At 70.5% G+C, this 15630-nt stretch carries 15 protein-coding genes; 12 read left to right on the top strand and 3 right to left on the bottom strand.

The features are described 5' to 3' along the window. Positions 1-298: 298 nt before the first annotated feature. From ACZ48Z_RS02750 to ACZ48Z_RS02695, 12 genes are all read left to right on the top strand, one after another. The gene (locus ACZ48Z_RS02750) at positions 299-1963 is read left to right on the top strand and encodes a CTP synthase (protein ID WP_468733965.1); all 1665 of its coding nucleotides are present in this window, start codon (positions 299-301) and stop codon (positions 1961-1963) included. A gap of 84 nt (positions 1964-2047) precedes the next feature. Next, on the top strand, positions 2048-2674 hold the full coding sequence (locus tag ACZ48Z_RS02745) for an NUDIX domain-containing protein (protein WP_468733964.1): 627 nt from the start codon (positions 2048-2050) through the stop codon (positions 2672-2674). A 279-nt stretch (positions 2675-2953) separates the two neighbouring features. After that, a complete protein-coding gene (locus ACZ48Z_RS02740) occupies positions 2954-5017 on the top strand; it encodes a tetratricopeptide repeat protein (protein WP_468733963.1) in 2064 nt (687 codons plus the stop codon). Between the two features lie 144 nt (positions 5018-5161). Next, positions 5162-6277, top strand: a complete 1116-nt coding sequence (gene ald / locus ACZ48Z_RS02735; protein ID WP_468734001.1) for an alanine dehydrogenase — start codon at positions 5162-5164, stop codon at positions 6275-6277. A gap of 413 nt (positions 6278-6690) precedes the next feature. Beyond that, positions 6691-7818, top strand: a complete 1128-nt coding sequence (locus ACZ48Z_RS02730) for a ParA family protein (RefSeq protein WP_468733962.1) — start codon at positions 6691-6693, stop codon at positions 7816-7818. Continuing rightward, complete coding sequence (locus tag ACZ48Z_RS02725; RefSeq protein WP_468733961.1) at positions 7803-8381, top strand: hypothetical protein; 579 nt, start codon at positions 7803-7805, stop codon at positions 8379-8381. Before ACZ48Z_RS02730 ends, ACZ48Z_RS02725 begins: the two co-directional genes overlap by 16 nt. A gap of 18 nt (positions 8382-8399) precedes the next feature. Then, complete coding sequence (locus tag ACZ48Z_RS02720) at positions 8400-9434, top strand: segregation and condensation protein A (protein ID WP_468733960.1); 1035 nt, start codon at positions 8400-8402, stop codon at positions 9432-9434. Beyond that, positions 9431-10087, top strand: a complete 657-nt coding sequence (gene scpB / locus ACZ48Z_RS02715; protein ID WP_468733959.1) for an SMC-Scp complex subunit ScpB — start codon at positions 9431-9433, stop codon at positions 10085-10087. Before ACZ48Z_RS02720 ends, scpB begins: the two co-directional genes overlap by 4 nt. After that, positions 10087-11208 carry a pseudouridine synthase gene (locus tag ACZ48Z_RS02710; protein ID WP_468733958.1) on the top strand — a complete coding sequence of 374 codons (1122 nt, stop codon included), beginning with the start codon at positions 10087-10089 and terminating at the stop codon, positions 11206-11208. Before scpB ends, ACZ48Z_RS02710 begins: the two co-directional genes overlap by 1 nt. A 252-nt stretch (positions 11209-11460) precedes the next feature. After that, positions 11461-11994, top strand: coding sequence for a TIGR03086 family metal-binding protein (locus ACZ48Z_RS02705; protein ID WP_468733957.1), 534 nt, complete (start codon positions 11461-11463; stop codon positions 11992-11994). A gap of 78 nt (positions 11995-12072) precedes the next feature. Continuing rightward, complete coding sequence (locus ACZ48Z_RS02700; protein WP_468733956.1) at positions 12073-12789, top strand: NUDIX hydrolase; 717 nt, start codon at positions 12073-12075, stop codon at positions 12787-12789. Continuing rightward, positions 12786-13802 (top strand): ADP-ribosylglycohydrolase family protein, encoded by a 1017-nt coding sequence (locus ACZ48Z_RS02695; RefSeq protein WP_468733955.1) that lies wholly within the window; start codon positions 12786-12788, stop codon positions 13800-13802. The genes ACZ48Z_RS02700 and ACZ48Z_RS02695 overlap by 4 nt, the downstream gene beginning before the upstream one ends. A gap of 34 nt (positions 13803-13836) precedes the next feature. Here the strand turns inward: ACZ48Z_RS02695 and ACZ48Z_RS02690 are convergent, their stop codons facing one another. The 3 genes from ACZ48Z_RS02690 to ACZ48Z_RS02680 all read right to left on the bottom strand — a co-directional run bounded on the left by ACZ48Z_RS02690 (position 13837) and on the right by ACZ48Z_RS02680 (position 15590). Further along, complete coding sequence (locus ACZ48Z_RS02690) at positions 13837-14247, bottom strand: Rieske (2Fe-2S) protein (RefSeq protein WP_468733954.1); 411 nt, start codon at positions 14245-14247, stop codon at positions 13837-13839. Further along, on the bottom strand, positions 14244-14825 hold the full coding sequence (locus ACZ48Z_RS02685; RefSeq protein WP_468733953.1) for a DUF6529 family protein: 582 nt from the start codon (positions 14823-14825) through the stop codon (positions 14244-14246). The genes ACZ48Z_RS02690 and ACZ48Z_RS02685 overlap by 4 nt, the downstream gene beginning before the upstream one ends. A gap of 102 nt (positions 14826-14927) precedes the next feature. After that, the gene (locus ACZ48Z_RS02680; protein ID WP_468733952.1) at positions 14928-15590 is read right to left on the bottom strand and encodes a hypothetical protein; all 663 of its coding nucleotides are present in this window, start codon (positions 15588-15590) and stop codon (positions 14928-14930) included. Positions 15591-15630: the final 40 nt, after the last annotated feature.

Below are 15630 nucleotides of genomic sequence, written 5' to 3'. Positions count from 1 at the left end.
CCGGCGCCTACGGGTGGGGTGGTCCCGTGTTCTCGGCCCGGCTCGGCAGCGAGTGTCCGAGCAGGATACGACGCACGTAGATGATCTGTGTGCCGCTCCGGGCAACGCGGGTGGGCCGAACGGGTGAGCAACGGGTGAGAAACGGGTGTGCTCGTGCGGGTCCGTGTCGGCACGTGTGCGGAGCGTGGCCGGAAGCCATCTCCTCGCGGCGCTGATACCCTGGTAGCCCGTGGCCCGGGTGGCGTCTGACCCCCGAACCGCACCTCCAGATCGCGACCACGGGAGCCCCCTCTTGGCCATGACCGCTGCTTTTCGAAACAGCACAGCCACGACGACCAAGCACATCTTCGTCACTGGGGGTGTCGCTTCCTCGCTCGGCAAGGGCCTGACGGCCTCCAGCCTCGGCATGCTGCTCAAGGCGCGGGGCCTGCGCGTCGTGATGCAGAAGCTCGACCCGTACCTCAACGTCGACCCGGGCACGATGAACCCCTTCCAGCACGGTGAGGTGTTCGTCACCAACGACGGCGCCGAGACCGACCTGGACATCGGCCACTACGAGCGCTTCCTCGACCGTGACCTCGACGGCTCGGCGAACGTCACCACCGGCCAGGTGTACAACACCGTGATCGCCAAGGAGCGGCGCGGCGAGTACCTGGGCGACACCGTGCAGGTCATCCCGCACATCACCAACGAGATCAAGCACCGCATCCGCCGGATGGCGACCGACGAGGTCGACGTCGTCATCACCGAGGTCGGCGGCACGGTCGGTGACATCGAGTCGCTGCCGTTCCTGGAGACGGTCCGCCAGGTCCGTCACGAGGTCGGCCGTGACAACGTCTTCGTCGTCCACATTTCCCTCCTGCCGTACATCGGACCGTCGGGTGAGCTGAAGACGAAGCCCACCCAGCACTCGGTTGCGGCACTGCGCAACATCGGTATCCAGCCGGACGCGATCGTGCTGCGCTCCGACCGCGAGGTGCCGGCCGCGATCAAGCGCAAGATCTCGCTGATGTGCGACGTCGACGAGGCCGCGGTCGTGGCCTGCCCCGACGCCCGCTCGATCTACGACATCCCGAAGACCGTGCACGGCGAGGGCCTGGACGCCTACGTCGTCCGCAAGCTGGACCTGCCGTTCCGGGACGTGGACTGGACGACCTGGGACGACCTGCTCGACCGCGTCCACAACCCCGACCACGAGATCACCCTCGCCCTGGTCGGCAAGTACATCGACCTGCCCGACGCCTACCTGTCGGTCACCGAGGCGCTGCGGGCCGGCGGCTTCGCCAACAAGGCCCGCGTCAAGATCAAGTGGGTCACCTCCGACGACTGCAAGACCCCGGCCGGCGCCGCGGCGCAGCTCGGTGACGTCGACGGCATCTGCATCCCGGGCGGCTTCGGCGACCGCGGTGTGCTCGGCAAGGTCGGCGCGATCAAGTACGCCCGCGAGAACAGGATCCCGCTGCTCGGTCTCTGCCTGGGCCTGCAGTGCATCGTGATCGAGGCCGCGCGGAACCTGGCCGACATCCCGGACGCCAACTCCACCGAGTTCGACGCGGCCACCGGGCACCCGGTCATCTCCACCATGGCCGAGCAGCTCGACATCGTCGCAGGCGAGGGCGACATGGGCGGCACCATGCGGCTCGGCATGTACCCGGCCAAGCTCGCCGAGGGCTCCATCGTCCGTGAGGTGTACGACGGCAAGGAGTACGTCGAGGAGCGGCACCGGCACCGTTACGAGGTGAACAACGCCTACCGCGCCGAGCTCGAAAAGAACGCGGGCATCGTGTTCTCCGGCACCTCGCCGGACGGCAAGCTCGTCGAATACGTCGAATACCCGCGCGATGTCCACCCCTATCTGGTCGCCACGCAGGCCCACCCGGAGCTGCGCTCGCGGCCGACGCGTCCGCACCCGCTGTTCGCGGGCCTCGTGAAGGCCGCGGTCGAGCGGAAGACTTCTCAGTAGCACGACAGTTGTACGGTGGCCGGGGCGCGCGCATTCAACGGCGAGTGCCCCGGCTTCTTTTGTGCACGTGGGGAAGGACAGGGCATGACGATCAAGGACACCCCGCAGGAGTGGGAGATCCGGGCCACGGAGACCCCCTTCGTGGGCAACAAGACCTCCGTCCGCACGGACGAGGTCGTCATGCCCGACGGGTCGGTGGTCCGCCGTGACTACCAGGTCCACCCGGGCTCCGTGGCCGTCCTCGCCCTCGACGACGAGGACCGGGTCCTGCTCATCCGGCAGTACCGGCACCCCGTACGGCAGAAGCTGTGGGAGATCCCCGCCGGACTGCTCGACGTGCCCGGTGAGAATCCGCTGCACGCGGCCCAGCGGGAGCTGTACGAGGAGGCGCACGTCAAGGCGGAGAACTGGCGGGTGCTGACGGACGTCTACACCACTCCGGGCGGCTGCGACGAGGCGATCCGGATCTTCCTTGCCACGGGGCTGTCCGAGGCCGAGGAGGAGCGGTTCGAGGTCGAGGACGAGGAGGCGGACATGGAGCACGCGCGTGTGCCGGTCCCCGAGCTGGTGCGGGGGGTGCTGGCCGGGGAGTTGCACAACAACTGTCTGGTGGTGGGCGTGCTCTCGCTGGTGGCCGCCCGGGCTTCCGGTGGGCTGGACGGGTTGCGGCCGGCTGAGGCGGAGTGGCCGGCGCGGCCGTTCGAGAGCTGAGCCGATGCGGGCAGCGCCGTAGTGGTGTCGGATCGTCGCGGGACGCGGGTCCGATGTGGCTGGTCGCGCCCACGCGGCGGAGCCGCATATCGATACAGCCCCGCGCCCCTGTCGGTACTGCGCTGCCATAGTTCCTATGATCCGTTGATCCGATCGGGGGACTCCCGTGGCCCCGCCGCCGCGCTCCACCAGGAACGTTGCAGAGCGTGAACTAGGCTCTGAATGCCCGAACCGGGGTCCCGGCGGGCTTTGCGCGTGCGGTGGACGGGAGTGTGGCCCGTGACGGACCAGGCGGTGGAAGCAGGCGGCGTGGAGCTGTCGGCCGAGAGTCAGTTCCTGGGCCGGGAGCGGGAGTTGAAGGAACTCCGGGCCGATATCGAGCGCGCCGGGCTGGACACCATCTCGGGGCGCAAGGCACCTCGCGCACGCGTGCTGCTCATTGCGGGCAGGCCGGGTTCCGGCCGTACCGAGCTCGCCGAGGAACTCGTACGGCAGGTTGCGCAGCGTTACCGGGACGGGGTGCTGCGCGCCCGGCTCAGCGAGCCCGACGGCACCCCCGTTCCCGTCGAGCACACCGCCCGTGAACTGCTCGCCGCGCTCGATGTGTCGGCGCCCGCAGGGGCCTCGGAGGACGACCTCACGGCGGTGCTGCGCGAGGCCCTCGCCGACCGGCGTGCCCTGCTCCTGCTCGACGACGCGGTGGCCGCCGCGCAGGTGGACGCCCTGCTTCCGGATACTCCGGAATGCCTGGTCGTGGCCGTTTCGGGGGGCCCGCTGACCGGGATCGCGGACGTCCGCCCGTGCACGCTCGGCGGGCTCGACACCAAGTCCGCGCTGGACCTGCTGTCCCGGCACACCGGGGCGGTCCGCATCACGGTCGATCCGCGTGCCGCCGAGGGACTCGTCGAGGAGTGCCAGGGCCACCCGGCCGCGCTGATGCTGGCCGGGGGCTGGCTCGCCGCCCGTCCCAAGTCCGCCGTCGCCGATCTGGCCAAACAGCTGCATGCGGAGAGTGACGAAGGGGACCCGCTCAGCCGGGTCTTCAAACTCGTCTACGCGTCCCTGCCGAACCCCGCCGCCCGGATTCTGCGGCTGCTCTCCCTCGCGCCGGCCGGCCTCGTCGACCCGCACACCGCCTCCGCGCTCGCCGGCTGCTCGGTGGACGGCGCCCGCTCCACCCTCGACGACTTCGTCGGCCTCGGCCTGCTGCACGCCGTGGACTCAACGCTGCCGCAGTACGTGGTCCCCGGCTGTCTGCACCCGCTGTTCAAGGCCCTCGCCAACTCCCAGGACCGCCCGGCCGAACTCCAACTGGCCCGCGCCCGCATGCTGGAACGGACCGTGCGGCTGCTCCAGTCCTCCCGGGCGATCACCGAGACCGACAACCCCGACGCCCGCGAGAAGCTCAAGGACCTGCCGCGCTCCCTGCGCTTCCCGAGCCCCAGGGCCGCCGAGGACTGGCTGCGCGTGCGCAGGTCCGCCCTGCTCGCCGCGGCCCGTCTCGCGGTCGCCGACGGGGAGCTGGACACCCTCGCCCGGCGTCTGATGTCGCAGCTCGTGCGCACGATGGTCGCCCACTTCGGGATGAAGGCTGCCGCCCCCGACCTCTACGGCATCCACGGCCTGGTCCTGGACGTGGCCGAGCGGCGCGACCTGCCCCGCGAGAAGGCCGCCGCCCTGCTGAACCTCGCCGACCTGGACGCCCAGACGGGCCGGACCCGCGAGGCACTGGCCCGCTACCGGGAGGCGCTGGACGCCGGACGGGAGGCGAACGACCCGTATGCGACCGGCCGCGCGATGGAATCCGTAGGCGGCGCGCATCTGGAGCTCGGCGACTACGACCGGGCCGCCGACTGGTTCGGCCGGGCCCTCGCCCAGCGGCTGGCCCGGGACGAGCGCGCGGAGGCCGCCCGGCTGTACGGCCGTATCGCCGCCGCGCACACCTACGCCGGCCGCTACGGCGAGGCGGCCAGGAACTGGCGGGCCGCGCTCGCCGGACACCGCAAGAACGGCGATGTCGCAGCCCACGCACGGGCGTTGAGCGAGCTCGCCCGCGTCCAGGAGTACGCCGGACACCCCGAGGAGTCGTTGCGCACCTGCCAGGAGGCCGTCGACTGGGCCGGGCGCGCCGAGGACGTCCGGCTGCAGGCCGCGCTCCAGCTGCGGCTCGCGGACACGCTGGAGCGCCTCGGCGATCCCGCGGCCGCCCAGCTGCACCGCGGCGCCGCCGAGCGGCTGCTGGGGGAGGAGCTTTCCCAGGGGAAACCCGGGCCGGAGCAGGCCGACGAGCCGGAACACGACGCTAATGCCTGCGAAATCCGTAGTACATCTGCGGAAGATTGATGCAATGAAAGGCTAGACAGCGGGAACACCTTCATTAGACTGGCTCTGCCGCACCTTCTCCTGCGGTGTCTCCTGGTGTGCTCGTGCATGCCTGGGTATGTGTCGTATTGCCCCACATCCACTGAGCCAAGGACCGTGATCCACGTGAAGGTCGGCATCCCCCGCGAGGTCAAGAACAACGAGTTCCGGGTGGCCATCACCCCCGCAGGTGTGCACGAACTGGTGCGCCACGGCCACCAGGTCGTCATCGAGCGGGGCGCCGGCCTCGGCTCCTCCATCCCGGACGAGGAGTACGTCGCCGAGGGCGCCCTGATCCTGGAGACCGCCGACGAGGTGTGGGCCGCCGCCGACCTGCTGCTGAAGGTCAAGGAGCCCGTCGCCGAGGAGTACCACCGCCTCCGCAAGGACCAGACGCTCTTCACCTACCTGCACCTGGCCGCCTCCAAGGAGTGCACCGACGCGCTCATCGGGTCCGGCACCACCGCGATCGCCTACGAGACCGTCGAGCTGCCCTCCCGCGCGCTCCCGCTGCTCGCCCCGATGTCCGAGGTCGCGGGCCGGCTCGCCCCGCAGGTCGGCGCCTACCACCTGATGCGCTCGGTCGGCGGCCGCGGTGTCCTCCCGGGCGGTGTCCCCGGCACCCAGCCCGCGCGGGCCGTCGTCATCGGCGGCGGTGTCTCCGGCTGGAACGCCACGCAGATCGCCGTCGGCATGGGCTTCCACGTCACGCTGCTCGACCGTGACATCAACAAGCTCCGCGAGGCGGACAAGGTCTTCGGCACCAAGGTCCGGGCGATCATGTCCAACGCCTTCGAGCTGGAGAAGGCCGTCCTCGACGCCGACCTCGTCATCGGGGCCGTTCTCATCCCGGGCGCCAAGGCCCCGAAGCTGGTCACCAACGAGCTCGTGGCGCGGATGAAGCCCGGAAGTGTCCTTGTCGACATCGCCATCGACCAGGGCGGCTGCTTCGAGGACTCCCGTCCGACCACCCATGCCGAGCCGACCTTCCAGGTCCACGACTCGGTCTTCTACTGCGTCGCCAACATGCCCGGCGCGGTGCCCAACACGTCCACCCACGCGCTCACCAACGCGACGCTGCCGTACATCGTCGAACTCGCCGACCGTGGCTGGGTGGAGGCGCTGCGCCGCGATCCCGCGCTGGCCAAGGGTCTCAACACCCATGACGGCAAGGTCGTTTACCGGGAGGTCGCGGAGGCACACGGCCTGGAGCACGTGGAGCTGGAAACGCTGCTCGGCTGAGCCTCTGACCTCGCCGGATGGCTAAGTCACCTTTTCGTAAAGGCGATACGTCAACAAGGCGCGTCAACGTCGCACGCACGGCCGGACCTTGCCCGAGAAGGTCCGGCCGGATGTGTGTATGGTCACTTTGCGACTCTCGGTCAACTCGCGTCGAACGTAACCCTTGAACCGATTCGTACACCGGCGAAACCTGCCGTGCGACTGCCGTACGCCCTTGACAGCGGGATGTTTCATTGCCGACACATCCTGCCGGGTCCGGCGGATTGTGTTGCTGTGAACACCCGACACGCCATAGAGTCGCCAACCGTCGGCATGGTGACACGCTGACCTTGTCTAGAAGTTTCCTGGTCTCCAAGGAGGTAAGACGACTTGTGAATGAGTCGACATTTCTTCCCGGGGGTGGTCAACCAGGAATGCCCGCCGAGGCCCAGGGCCCCGCGGGCTTCGAGGCTGTCGGCTCCGTCGCGGTGCGCACCTTCGCAGCCCACCAGAGTCCGCGCACCGTGCGGACAGCACACCAGAGCATGGATGGCCATCACGTGAACGCCATGGCCGGCGACGGAGGTGGCGCGCCCCACAGCCACTTCGCCGACTACGACGAACTGCCCGAGGGGCACTTCTACGACCCCGACGCCGAGTACGAGCCCGATCCGGAGTACGCGGCCACGCTCGCGCCGGACGCGGCCCGTCAGCGCCGTGAGCGCGTGGGTCCGACCGGACGCCCGCTGCCGTACTTCCCGATCCCGGGTCCGCTGACCAGTCACGGACCCGCGACGATCATCGCGATGTGCAACCAGAAGGGCGGCGTCGGCAAGACGACGTCGACCATCAACCTGGGTGCCGCGCTCGCGGAGTACGGCCGACGTGTGCTGCTCGTGGACTTCGACCCGCAGGGCGCGCTGTCGGTGGGGCTCGGTGTCAACCCGATGGAGCTCGACCTCACCGTCTACAACCTGCTCATGGAGCGGGGCATGGCGGCCGACGAGGTCCTGCTGAAGACCGCGGTCCCCAACATGGACCTGCTGCCGAGCAATATCGACTTGTCGGCGGCGGAGGTCCAGCTGGTCTCCGAGGTCGCCCGCGAGTCGACACTGCAGCGTGCCCTGAAGCCGCTCATGGCCGACTACGACTACATCGTGATCGACTGTCAGCCTTCACTCGGTCTGCTCACGGTCAACGCTCTGACGGCCGCGCACAAGGTGATAGTGCCTCTGGAGTGCGAGTTCTTCGCCCTGCGAGGGGTCGCACTGCTGACGGAGACCATCGAGAAGGTCCAGGAGCGGCTCAACCCGGACCTGGAGCTCGACGGCATCCTCGCCACGATGTACGACTCGCGCACCGTGCACAGCCGTGAGGTGCTCGCACGGGTCGTCGAGGCGTTCGACGACCACGTCTACCACACGGTCATCGGGCGCACGGTCCGCTTCCCGGAGACCACGGTCGCCGGTGAGCCGATCACCACGTACGCCTCCAACTCCGTCGGCGCCGCCGCCTACCGTCAGCTCGCCAGGGAGGTGCTCGCCCGGTGTCACGCCGAGTGAGTCTGCCGGGGGCCGACGAACTGTTCCGTACGACAGGGGGGATGGCGCTCCAGGCGTCCACTCCCCGGCGGGGGGCCAACGGCGAGGCCCGGGTACCGGCTCCCGCGGGCGAGTCCGACGGGGCGGCGTCCGAGGACGGCCCCCAGTCCGTGCCCGCGCAGGGCGGGGACGGCGACGGGGCCGAGCATGTGGCGGTCGACGCCGGGTCGGCGGAGGCGGGCGAGTCCCGTCTCCGGGCGGCTGCCGCGGAGCGCACCGCCCGACGTCAGGAGGCGCAGGAAGGTTCACCCCAGGCCTCCAACGGTGCCCAGCAGCGCGGCAAGCGCGGCCGGTCGCCCTCTCGGCGGCCCAGCGGGCGGGAGCGGCACGACGAGAAGATCACCGTGTACGTGTCGGCCGAGGAGCTCATGGACCTGGAGCACGCGCGTCTGGTGCTCCGGGGTGAGCACGGGCTCGCGGTGGACCGCGGACGGATCGTGCGCGAGGCGGTCGCCGTGGTGCTGGCGGATCTGGAATCCCGTGGGGACGCGAGCATTCTCGTACGCCGGCTGCGCGGGCGGTAGCGGTAGCCTGCGAGGGCTATGACCTCGAACGACGTTCCCGTGCCCGGCGCCGGCGGCGCTGCCGGTCGTCGGCGTGTGCTGGGGCGGGGGCCGGGATCGGCGCCCGTTGCCGCACCGCCGGTCGAGGCGGAGAGCGAGCCGGTCGCCGAGGCCGGGGCTCCCGCTGAGACGGCCGACGGCGACGCCGGTCCGCAGGAGCCGCAGGCCGCCGAATCCGGCGAGGTCGAACCCGGGGAAGAAGCCTCCGACGGTGTCTTCAAGGTTCGGCTCGCCAACTTCGAGGGACCCTTCGACCTCCTCCTCCAGCTGATCTCCAAGCACAAGCTGGACGTCACCGAAGTGGCGCTCTCCAAGGTCACCGACGAGTTCATGGCGTACATCCGGGCGATGGGGCCGGACTGGGACCTGGACGAGACGACCGAGTTCCTCGTCGTCGCCGCCACCCTCCTCGACCTCAAGGCCGCCCGGCTGCTGCCCGCCGCCGAGGTAGAGGACGAGGCCGACCTGGCGCTCCTCGAAGCGCGGGACCTGCTCTTCGCGCGGCTGCTGCAGTACCGCGCGTACAAGCAGATCGCCGACATCTTCAACCGGCGCCTCGACGAGGAGGCCCGGCGCTATCCCCGTACCGTCGGGCTGGAGCCGCACCACGCCGAGTTGCTGCCCGAGGTGGTCATCAGCATCGGCGCCGAGGGGTTCGCGAAGCTCGCCGTGAAGGCGATGCAGCCGAAGCCCAAGCCGCAGGTGTACGTCGACCACATCCACGCGCCCCTGGTCAGCGTCCAGGAGCAGGCGGGGATCGTGGTCGCACGGCTCAGGGAGCTCGGTGAGGCCAGCTTCCGTCTGCTGGTGGAGGACGCGGACGGCACCCTGACCGTCGTGGCGAGGTTTCTCGCGCTGTTGGAGCTGTACCGGGAGAAGGCCGTGGCGCTGGACCAGGAGACCGCTCTCGGGGAGCTGATCGTGCGGTGGACCGGCGGCGAGGGGGAGGCCGAGCCGACGGTGACCGACGAGTTCGACCGACCGCCCGAGCCGCCCAAGGAGGACAAGGCGTGAGCGAGGACACCACCGAGGTCCCGGCGGGGCGGCTCAGTGTCGCCGACCTTGATCTGAAGCCGGCTCTGGAGGCCGTCCTCATGGTCGTGGACGAGCCCGCGACCGAGGAGCACCTGTCGAAGATCCTGGAGCGGCCGCGGCGGCTCATCGGGAAGGCGCTCAGGGAACTCGCCGACGACTACACCGTGCAGGGCCGCGGATTCGAGCTGCGGTACGTCGCCGGCGGCTGGCGTTTCTACACCCGTGCCGAGTACGCGGCGGCCGTGGAACGCTTCGTCCTGGACGGGCAGCAGGCCCGGCTCACCCAGGCGGCGCTGGAGACGCTGGCGGTGGTCGCGTACCGCCAGCCGGTCAGCCGCAGCAGGGTCTCCGCGGTGCGCGGAGTGAACTGTGACGGTGTGATGCGCACCCTCCTCCAGAGGGGTCTGGTGGCGGAGGCGGGCACGGAACCCGAAACAGGTGCGATCCTGTACGTGACGACGAACTACTTCCTGGAGCGGATGGGCCTGCGCGGCCTGGACGAGCTCCCGGAGCTTGCGCCCTTCCTCCCGGAGGCTGAGGCGATCGAGGCCGAGACGCTGGAAGGGGTCCCGTCGTTCGATCCGGACGCACCGGATGCAGATGCAGACGACTCGACGACGACGGAACTTTGATGCGAAGCAGTGGCAGCGGCAGTGGCAGGAACAACGGGCGCGGCAACCCCCGGGGAAGCAGTGGGGGCGGCAAGCCCCGCGGAGCGGGTGGCAGCGGCTCCCAGCCGAAGGGCGGGGCGGGCCGCGACGACAAACCGAAGCGCGCGGGCAATCCCCGTCCCGAGGAGCGCCGCTACGACGTGGGCCCCGGCGCCACCCACGACGGACCGAAGTCCGGGCGCGGTGCCTCCGCGCGCGGCGGGGCCAAGGGCGGCCCCAAGCAGAGCCAGGGCACCGGGCGCGGCCGTTCGGTCCCGGCGACCTCACGCGAGTACGAGGCGCGGGCCGAGGAGCGCAACCGCGAGCGGTACGCGGGCAAGCAGGACGTGAAGCCGCCGAAGACCTTCCCGGGCGCCGAGCAGGAGGGCGAGCGGCTGCAGAAGATCCTCGCCCGCGCGGGCTACGGCTCGCGGCGGGCCTGCGAGGAGCTCATCGAGCAGGCGCGGGTCGAGGTCAACGGCGAGATCGTCCTGGAGCAGGGCAAGCGGGTCGACCCGGAGCGGGACGAGGTCAGGGTCGACGGCCTGACGGTGGCGACGCAGTCGTACCAGTTCTTCTCGCTGAACAAGCCCGCCGGTGTCGTCTCCACGATGGAGGACAACGAGGGCCGGCAGTGCCTCGGCGACTACGTGACCAACCGCGAGACGCGGCTGTTCCACGTGGGCCGGCTCGACACCGAGACCGAGGGCGTCATCCTGCTCACCAACCACGGTGAGCTGGCCCACCGGCTGACCCACCCCAAGTACGGCGTGAAGAAGGTCTACCTCGCGCACATCGTGGGCCCGATCCCGCGCGACCTGGGCAAGCAGCTCAAGGACGGCATCCAGTTGGAGGACGGGTACGCGAAGGCGGACCACTTCCGGGTCGTCGAGCAGACCGGCAAGAACTACCTCGTCGAGGTGACCCTCCACGAGGGCCGCAAGCACATCGTCCGCCGCATGCTCGCCGAGGCCGGGTTCCCGGTCGACAAGCTGGTGCGGGTCGCCTTCGGCCCCATCACCCTGGGCGACCAGAAGTCGGGCTGGCTGCGACGGCTGTCCAACACCGAGGTCGGCATGCTGATGAAGGAAGTCGATCTGTAGTCCCCACACACGCGCGTGCGGCCGGTCCCGGACTTCTCCGGGGCCGGCCGATGCGTTCTGGGCCTCCCGCAGGTCTGTATCCGTGACGGAGGGAGTGGGGATGGACGCGAGGACCGGTATCCGCGACGAGGAGGGCCCGGCGGCGCTGGAGGGCTGTGTGCGGCCTTCGTGGCCCGTGGGGTCACTCGGGGCTCAGGAGACCGCTGCGAGGTCGCGGAGGGGCCGTTCCGGCGGTCCGGCGGAGGTGCTGTCATGAGTGCGGGGGAGTTGCTGGAGCGCTCGCTCGCCTACGCGCTGGGCAGCGTGGCCGAAGCGGGCGGCGTGGGTCTCGGCAGGGGGACGCCGTGCGCCGAATGGGATCTGGGCGAGCTGCTGGGCCATCTCGACGACTCCCTGGACGCGCTGTACGAGGGGCTCACCGGTGCGCGGATCGGACTGTTCCCGCACGCCGACCGGGTCTGCGGCTTCCGTACACGTGCGCGTGCCGTGCTCGGCGCGTGGGCGGCAGGGCCGCCGGAGGACGTGCTGGTGGGTGAACGGCCGCTGGACGTACGGGTGATGGCCGCCGTCGGCGCCGTCGAGATCACCGTGCACGGGTGGGACGTGGCCCGGGCCTGCGGGCAGCGGCGGCCCATCCCGGACGGCCTCGCGGCCGAACTGCTGACGGTCGCCCAGTGCGTGGTGGGGGAGGAGGACCGGGGCGTGCGGTTCGCGGCACCGGTCGCCGTGCCCTCCCGTGCGCAGCCCGAGGCACGGCTCCTCGGCTTCCTGGGGCGCCCTTCCTAGGGCTTGCCGAATCCCGCCCGCCCCCTTTATAGTCGTAACGACTATTAGTCATGCTGACCATGAAGGGGGCGGGTGCGAGTGGACTACGACAAGTACGCCCACGAGCCCTTCGCCGTCACCGTCGACCTCGCCGTCCTGACCGTCGCCGAGGGCGCCCTGCACGCGCTGCTCGTGGAGCGGGGACAGGAACCGTACGCCGGACGCTGGGCGCTGCCCGGCGGGTTCGTGCACCCGGACGAGTCCGCGGAGACCGCCGCGCGGCGCGAACTCGCCGAGGAGACCGGCCTGTCGGACCTCACCGGCCTGCACCTGGAACAGCTGCGGACCTACAGCGACCCCGACCGCGACCCGCGCATGCGGGTCGTCTCCGTCGCCTTCGCCGCGCTGCTTCCCGACCCTCCCGAGCCGCACGGCGGCAGCGACGCAGCCGAGGCCCGCTGGGTGCCCTACGACGAGACAGGGCCGCTGGCCTTCGACCACGACCGGATCCTCGCCGACGCGCACGACCGCGTCGGCGCCAAGCTCGAATACACCTGCCTGGCCACCTCCTTCTGCCCGCCCGAGTTCACCCTCGGCGAGCTGCAGCAGGTGTACGAGACCGTGTGGGGCACCGCCCTCGACCGGCCCAACTTCCGCCGCAAGGTGCTTGCCACGCCCGGCTTCGTCGAAGCCGTCCCCGGCGCCGCGCGCCTGACCGGCGGCCGCGGGAAACCGGCCGCGCTCTACCGCGCGGGACCGGCCACCGCCCTGCACCCACCTCTCCTTCGACCGTCCCCGGAAGGACGCCCCGCATGACCACGATCCTCACCAAACGCGCCGCCACCGGGACGCTCGTCGGCCTGGCCCTAGGGGACGCCCTCGGCTTTCCCACCGAGTTCAACAGCGTGCCGTCGATCCTCGCCAAGTGCGGGCCGTGGCGGGAGATGGAGCTGTCGACACCGGCGATCGTCAGCGACGACACGCAGATGACACTGGCGGTGGCGAGGGGGCTGCGGACGGCGATGGACCGGGGGGTGCTCGCGTCCGACATGGCCGAGCCGGTCCGCCGGGAGTTCATCGCGTGGAACCGCTCCCCGGAGAACAACCGGGCCCCCGGCAACACCTGCCTCAGGGCGTGCGACCTGCTGGAGCGCACAGATCTGCCCTGGCAGGACGCCAGCCAGATCGGCTCCAAGGGCTGCGGCGCCAACATGCGCGTCGCACCCGTCGGACTCGTCCCCGGTCTCAGCGACGAACAGCGCGCCGGTGCCGCCCAGTTGCAGTCCGGGCTCACCCACGGGCACCCGACCGCGCTCGCCGCCTCCGACCTCACCGCGCATGCCGTACGGCTGCTCACGCAGGGGGCCGAGCCCGCTGAACTGGTCGGGATGCTGCGGTCGTACGCCGTGGCGAACCGGGGCCGGTATCACGAGCGTTGGCTCGGCGACCTGTGGACCCGCAGTCAGGATCCGACGCCCGGGCAGTTCATCGCGCGCGGCTGGGACGAGTGCCTGGCGATCCTCGACCGGCTCGACGACGCGGTGCGCACCGCCTCGCCCGAGGACGACCCGTGCCTGGCCACCGGGGCCGGCTGGATCGCCGAAGAGGCCCTGGCCACCGGCCTGTTGTGCTTCCTGCAGTTCCCGGAAGAGCCGCTGACCGCCCTGCGCCGGGCCGCCTGCACCTCCGGCGACTCCGACTCGATCGCCTGCCTGACGGGCGCCTTCGCAGGCGCCCACCTGGGGGCCGAGGCATGGCCGGTGGAGTGGGCCGACCGGATCGAGTACGGCAGCGAGCTGGTGACACTCGGGGCGCTCTGGGACGCCTGAGCGCCTCGCTGGACGGACCGCGCCGGGCCGTCGGCTAAGCGAGCTGGATCGAGTCGCCGCTGACGGTGATCTGCTTCTCGGGCAGGGGCTTCGGCGCCGGCGGGTTGGCCACCGAGCCGTCCGCGATGTTGAACTTGCTGCCGTGGCAAGGGCAGTTGATGGTGCCGCCGGACACGCTCGTCACCGCGCAGCCCTGGTGGGTGCAGATGTTCGAGAAGGCCTTGAACTCGCCCTTCTTCGGTTGCGTGACCACGACCTTCTCGTCCTTGAAGATCTTCCCGCCGCCGACCGGGATCTCGCTCGTCTTCGCCAGCTCGGTGCCGGCCGATGCCTCCACCGAGCTGGACCCGGAATCACTGCTGCCGCCGTACTGGCCGCAGCCGACGGCCAGCGCGGTGGCGCCGGTCGCGAGAAGGGCCGTGCGTCGCGTCGGGCTGTGCGTCATGTAGTCACTCCGAAAGTGCGGAAGAACCAGAGGGCCGAGGTCAGCCAGAGAATCGTGAGCGCGCTGAAGACGAGCCCACCGATGATCGGCAGCAGCCAGCCGGGAAGTCGCTCCGAGCGGAGCAGCAGCATCTTGGCACTGAAGACACCGAAGAAGAAGCAACCGAAGAGGGAGTGCCACAGAACGCGTGATTCGTACGACTGGAAGCCCAGCGCGTACAGACAGTGCACCGCGACCGGCACCGCGACGAGGAACGCCACACGGCCGGACCAACGGTGCAGGGTGGAGGACCAACTCGGGCCCCGCAGCTTGCCGTAGACCATCAGGGCCGAGACGAGCTGCACGATCGCGAAGAAGAACGCGACCGTCGCGAGCCACGACTTCACCGCGCCCGTGCTGCTGAAGCCGGCCAGGTTGAAGGCCGTTCCCGTCGGGTCGTGGACCTTGCCGTAGGCGCCCAGGGCGACCGCCACCGCGGCGGCCACCAGGGCGGGGATCAGATAGCGGGCGGGGCCGGGGCGCCGCTCGGGTTCGGGCGAGGGCCAGCTCTGGGTGGCCGCGTTCGGGTCGACGGTCATGATCGGCTCCCTCGGGCTAAGGTCTGTCCGGCGGATCAGGCCGGCTGCAAGAAACGGTGCTGCCCCGCGACGCCGGCATGATCCGCCGGACAGGCCCTAGGGTCAGGGGTGTACCGGGCGGGCCGTGAGCTGCTGTCCGTCGACCGTCACCGCACCGGTCTCCGGGTCGATCTCGGGTGCCGCGGAGCGCTTGCCGTCGCGCGTGAGGATGCCGACCTGCTCACCCTCGGGCAGGACGATCCAGCCGCCCTCGATCTTCGCGCCGGCCACCGTGCTGTTCGCCCGGTACAGGCCGGACGGTTTCTTCGTCCTGTCGACGCCGAAGGCGTAGCGCCCGCCGCCGACGGCCGCCGTGCCGCGGATCTCCTTGGTGCCCTTCACCGTGCCGTCCAGGCGTGCGCCGCCCTTGCCGGTGAGATGCAGGCTGCCGTCGTCCTTCACGTCGCCCTGGAGCCACGACTCGATGTTGTGGCCGTCGCAGACGTACGCGATCGCCTTGTCGTCGCGCACGGTGATCGCGACGGCTGAGGAGTCGTCGTCGGTGCGGCCCGCGTAGACCCCCTCCGGCACGGGTGTGCGGGACGGGGACGGGCTGGGCGGGGCGGACGTTTTCGGCGGTGCGGTGTTCGGTGACGCCTTGGTGTTGGGCGACGGCTTCACCGACGCCGACGTCGGCTTCTCTCCCGTCGTGGCGTTGAGCGAGAGCATGAACAAGCCGACCAGCAACCCCGTGATCAGTGTGAGCAAGGGTCCGGAACGCTTCATGTAAGGGGCCTCCCCCGAGGCGGGTTTCCTGCAATCAGAG

This window comes from Streptomyces sp. NPDC031225 (genome assembly GCF_055570355.1).
The sequence above is the reverse complement of the archived record's forward strand: the minus strand, read 5'-3'. Positions and strand labels throughout refer to the sequence as shown.

What these genes read in the sequence shown, in the direction of transcription:
- ACZ48Z_RS02705 (WP_468733957.1), top strand. Translation starts at nt 11,461, where the DNA reads ATGAGTGCGGGGGAGTTGCTGGAGCGCTCGCTCGCCTACGCGCTGGGC.
- ACZ48Z_RS02745 (WP_468733964.1), top strand. Translation starts at nt 2,048, where the DNA reads ATGACGATCAAGGACACCCCGCAGGAGTGGGAGATCCGGGCCACGGAG.
- ACZ48Z_RS02690 (WP_468733954.1), bottom strand. Translation starts at nt 14,247, where the DNA reads ATGACGCACAGCCCGACGCGACGCACGGCCCTTCTCGCGACCGGCGCC.
- ACZ48Z_RS02685 (WP_468733953.1), bottom strand. Translation starts at nt 14,825, where the DNA reads ATGACCGTCGACCCGAACGCGGCCACCCAGAGCTGGCCCTCGCCCGAA.
- ACZ48Z_RS02720 (WP_468733960.1), top strand. Translation starts at nt 8,400, where the DNA reads ATGACCTCGAACGACGTTCCCGTGCCCGGCGCCGGCGGCGCTGCCGGT.
- ACZ48Z_RS02730 (WP_468733962.1), top strand. Translation starts at nt 6,691, where the DNA reads ATGCCCGCCGAGGCCCAGGGCCCCGCGGGCTTCGAGGCTGTCGGCTCC.
- ACZ48Z_RS02695 (WP_468733955.1), top strand. Translation starts at nt 12,786, where the DNA reads ATGACCACGATCCTCACCAAACGCGCCGCCACCGGGACGCTCGTCGGC.
- ACZ48Z_RS02710 (WP_468733958.1), top strand. Translation starts at nt 10,087, where the DNA reads ATGCGAAGCAGTGGCAGCGGCAGTGGCAGGAACAACGGGCGCGGCAAC.
- ACZ48Z_RS02750 (WP_468733965.1), top strand. Translation starts at nt 299, where the DNA reads ATGACCGCTGCTTTTCGAAACAGCACAGCCACGACGACCAAGCACATC.
- ACZ48Z_RS02680 (WP_468733952.1), bottom strand. Translation starts at nt 15,590, where the DNA reads ATGAAGCGTTCCGGACCCTTGCTCACACTGATCACGGGGTTGCTGGTC.